Origin of the sequence: Mesorhizobium sp. M7A.F.Ca.CA.004.04.2.1, assembly GCF_004022825.1 — a bacterium.
Taxonomy (GTDB): domain Bacteria; phylum Pseudomonadota; class Alphaproteobacteria; order Rhizobiales; family Rhizobiaceae; genus Mesorhizobium.
Genome location: NZ_RZPH01000492.1, coordinates 1 through 4,293, shown reverse-complemented (window position 1 = coordinate 4,293; position 4,293 = coordinate 1). Strand labels below are relative to the sequence as shown.

The window sequence follows — 4,293 nt, the reverse complement described above, 5'->3', positions numbered from 1 at the left end:
GTGCCCTTTTCGGCCCTACAGGGACAGATCGCGCTGCCGGTGACCGGCCGTATCAAGCGGCGATTCGGCGCCGATGACGGTAACGGCGCGGTGATGCTTGGCGACATGGTTGCGACACAATCGGGAGCCATCGTTACCGCGCCGGCGGATGGAAATGTGCTTTATGCGGGGCCGTTTCGCTCTTATGGTCAACTCTTGATCCTGAACGCAGGCGACGGCTATCATGTCGTTTTGGCGGGGATGAGCAGAATCAGCGTCGCGACCGGTCAATCAGTGCTTGCAGGAGAGCCGATCGGTGCGATGGGAGAGGCCCGGGTGGCGAGCACCTCGGTTTCGAAGAATGGAAATGCCACGCCGGAACTCTATGTCGAGTTCCGCAAGGATGGAAAACCCGTCGATCCGGCCCCATGGTGGGCGGACCGTTTTTCTGGAAGGACGTGAATAATGCGGAAACTGTCGCTTCTGTTTGCCGGTGCGCTGATGGGCGCGTCCGCCATGAGCCTGGTCTATGGCGCGCCCGGCTCGGCGGCGAACGCTGCAGGGTCGGAGACCTACAAGCAACTGGCGATCTTCGGCGATATCTTCGAGCGGGTGCGGGCACAGTATGTGACACCGCCCGACGACAAGTCGCTGGTCGAGAATGCCATCAACGGCATGCTGGCCTCGCTTGACCCGCACTCCTCCTACATGAATGCCGAGCAGGCGCAGGATATGCGCGTCCAGACCAAGGGCGAGTTCGGCGGCCTCGGCATCGAGGTCACCATGGAGAACGATCTGGTCAAGGTGATCACGCCGATCGACGACACGCCGGCCGCCAAGGCAGGCGTGCTGGCCGGCGACTACATCGCCAAGATCGACGGCGAAGAGGTTCGCGGCCTGACCCTCAACGATGCGGTCGACAAGATGCGCGGCCTGGTCAACACGCCGATCAAGCTGACCATCCTGCGCCAGGGCGCCGACAAGCCGATCGAACTGACGGTCGTGCGCGACATCATCAAGGTCAAGGCGGTCAAGTTCCGGGTGGAGAACGACATCGGCTACATGAAGATCACCTCCTTCACCGAAAAGACCTATGACGACCTCGAGAACGCCATCGACACCATCAAGAAGCAGATTCCCGACGACAAGCTGAAGGGCTACGTTCTGGATCTCCGCCTCAATCCAGGTGGCCTGCTCGACCAGGCGGTGAGCGTGTCCGATGCCTTCCTCAACCGCGGCGAGATCGTCTCGACGCGCGGCCGCGACCCCAAGGACGTCACCCGCTTCGACGCCAAGCCCAAGCAGGTCGACGACATCAACGGCAAGCCGATGATCGTCCTGGTCAATGGCGGTTCGGCCAGTGCGTCGGAAATCGTCGCCGGCGCGCTGCAGGACCTGCGCCGTGTCACGGGGGTCGGCACGCAGTCCTTCGGCAAGGGTTCGGTGCAGACCATCATTCCGCTCGGCGAGAATGGTGCGCTGCGGCTGACGACGGCGCTCTATTACACGCCGTCCGGCAAGTCGATCCAGGGCAAGGGCATCACGCCGGACATCAAGGTCGAACAGCCACTGCCGCCGGAACTGCAGGGCAGGGATCTGACACGTGGCGAATCCGATCTCAAGGGCCATATCAAGGGCGCCGACGAGAGCACGACGGGTTCGGGCTCGGCGGCCTATGTGCCGCCGGATCCGAAAGACGATCTGCAGCTCATCTATGCCGAGCAGCTGCTGCGTGGCCAGAAGACCGATCCGTCCTTCCCGCCCAATCCGCAAAAGGCGGTTCTCAACCAGTAAGGATCTGGAGCGGCGCACGCGCCGCCCCATCTTTCTGTTTGAGCCAGATGGAAGCAATGCGATGCTGCCGGGACCGAAAGGTTCCGGCAGTTTGATTCGGGGAGCGAGGCAAAGCTCCCAAGACATGGCGCGGGGTGCGCCGGAATTGATGAATTCGCGCATGTCTTTTCGAAGCGGCTTCGTCTTCGGAGCCATGTGCCCGGGGATTAGGCTTGGCTGATATCGGCAAGGACATCGAACGCCCGCTCGGACAGGCAGTCCGGTCGCCGCGCGCCGCCGGCAAGATCAGCGGCGGTGCGATCATGGCGACAGTGGCCGTGCTGGCGGTGGCCGGCGTCTCCGGCGCGATCGCGCTCAGGGAAAAACCGTTTAGAAAGCCGCAAGAGGTTGCCGTTTCAACGCCGAAAGTGACCGCGGCGGCCGAGCCTGCCGCCGCGCCGCCTGCATTGGCCCCGGCGGCACCGAAGCCGGAGGCGCCGGTCAAATCAGGCGGGCCGCAGATTATCCATGTGCAGACGGAGGAGGGCGATGGGCCGCCCAAGGCAGCGATCGTCATTCGCGATCCGTCGACCATCGGTCAGAACCTGAAGATCGCGCATATTCCCGACAAGGCGCTGATCGAGACCAGCGAGACCGGACCGTTGCCGGTGCGCGCCACGGATGGCAGGCGGCCGTTCGACGTCTATGCGCGGCCCTGGTCGGGCGGGCGCGGCGCACGGGTGGCGATCGTCATCGGCGGGCTTTCGGTTTCGCAGACCGGCACCCAGGCGGCCATCGCCAAGCTGCCGGCGGAAGTGACGCTGGCTTTCGCGCCGCAAGGCAACAGCATCGGCCGGTGGATGCAGGCAGCCAGGCAGAGCGGCCACGAGATCGTCATGCAGGTGCCGCTCGAACCGTTCGATTATCCGAAGGTAAATCCGGGCCGCAACACGCTGACGGTGGCGGCGAGCGCGGATGAGAACCTGAAGAGCCTGCACTGGGCGCTGTCGCGGACGACCAATTATACCGGCGTCATGAACTATATGGGCGCCCGCTTTTCCGCCGATGCCGCGGCGATGGAGCCGTTCATCGCCGAGCTCGGCAAACGCGGCCTCGCCTATATCGATGACGGCTCGTCGGCGCGCAGCCTGGCGCCGGACCTGGCGCTGAAGGATGGCGTGCCCTTCGTCGCCGGCGACATGGCGATCGATGCCGTGCAGGATCGCGGCGAAATCCTGAAGAAGCTAGACAGCCTGGAGGCGACCGCGCGGGCCAAAGGCACTGCCGTCGGCATCGGTTCGGCCTTCGACTTGACGGTCGATACCGTGTCGTCCTGGGTGGTCGAGGCCAAGAAGCGCGGCATAGAGATCGTGCCGATTTCAGCGGTGGCTATAGATCCGCAAAAAGGCTAGCCATCGTAAGACGGCTGGAAAGACTGACTGATGCCAAAGACGAACAAGATCGACCGCGAAACGCTGCCTTACCGTCCATGTGTCGGGCTGATGATCCTCAATGCCGAGGGCCTTGTCTGGGTCGGGCACCGGATTGCCGAACCGGACAGCGAATTTGCCGGCACGACGCAGCTCTGGCAGATGCCGCAGGGCGGCATCGACGAGGGCGAGGAGCCATTGCAGGCGGCCGAGCGCGAGCTCTATGAGGAGACCGGCATGCGAGGCGTCTCGCTGCTGGCCGAGGCGCCGGACTGGATCAACTATGATTTGCCGGACCATCTCGTCGGCATCGCCTTCAAGGGCCGGTATCGCGGCCAGACGCAGAAATGGTTCGCCTTTCGCTTCCACGGCGATGTCAGCGAGATCCAGATCAACCCGCCGCCGGGTGGCCACACCGCAGAGTTCGACAAATGGGCATGGCGGCCTATGCAGGACCTTCCCGACCTGATCGTGCCGTTCAAGCGCCATGTCTATGAGGATGTGGTGACGGCATTCCGGCATCTGGTGCAATAGCCGCTATACAACAACCGCGGTTGCCGCGCCGGCCCGGCGGTCCTATTGATGTATCCACTAGCACGCGAAGGGTCGCCATGAACGACGCCCCCCAAAAGTCGCCCCCAGAAGAGGTCACCGCCACAAGCGAAGTGGCGGCTGGGGCCATCCTCACCATCGATCTCGGTGCAATCCGTGAAAACTACCGGCGGCTGAAGGCGCGGTTGGGCGATGTTGCCTGCGCTGGGGTGCTCAAGGCGGACGGCTACGGCGTGGGCGCCGGCCAGGTCGCGGCGGCGCTGCTGCGCGACGGCTGCGATATCTTCTTCGTTGCGCTTCTGGGCGAAGGCGTCGCCCTGCGCCACTCGCTTGGGCCGGGCCCTGCCATTTTCGTGTTGAACGGCATTCCGCCCGGTGCCGAGCCGGACGCCGTGGCAGCAAACCTTTGCGCTGTTATCAACAGCCCCGAGCAACTGGCGGCTTGGCGTGTGACGGCTCGCCGCGCCGGCCGAAAACTGCAGGCCGCGATCCAGGTCGACAGCGGCATGTCGCGGACCGGCATGGCGCCCCGGGGTGGGGAGCGCAGCGCCGCCGAACC

The 4,293-nt window shown here is 64.2% G+C and carries 5 protein-coding genes; all 5 read left to right on the top strand.

Annotated features, from left to right (window positions below; translation table 11 throughout):
* Window positions 1-441: peptidoglycan DD-metalloendopeptidase family protein (locus tag EN893_RS20820; protein ID WP_164900988.1), on the top strand; the 441-nt coding region annotated here is incomplete at its 5' end.
* The gene (locus tag EN893_RS20815) at window positions 442-1,773 is read left to right on the top strand and encodes a S41 family peptidase (RefSeq protein ID WP_164900989.1); all 1,332 of its coding nucleotides are present in this window, start codon (window positions 442-444) and stop codon (window positions 1,771-1,773) included.
* Between the two features lie 212 nt (window positions 1,774-1,985).
* Window positions 1,986-3,164, top strand: a complete 1,179-nt coding sequence (locus EN893_RS20810; RefSeq protein ID WP_127267092.1) for a divergent polysaccharide deacetylase family protein — start codon at window positions 1,986-1,988, stop codon at window positions 3,162-3,164.
* Window positions 3,165-3,194: 30 nt separating this feature from the next.
* Window positions 3,195-3,716, top strand: a complete 522-nt coding sequence (locus EN893_RS20805) for an RNA pyrophosphohydrolase (protein ID WP_127267091.1) — start codon at window positions 3,195-3,197, stop codon at window positions 3,714-3,716.
* Window positions 3,717-3,793: 77 nt separating this feature from the next.
* On the top strand, window positions 3,794-4,293 hold a 500-nt coding region (locus EN893_RS20800), incomplete at its 3' end, for an alanine racemase (RefSeq protein WP_206640149.1).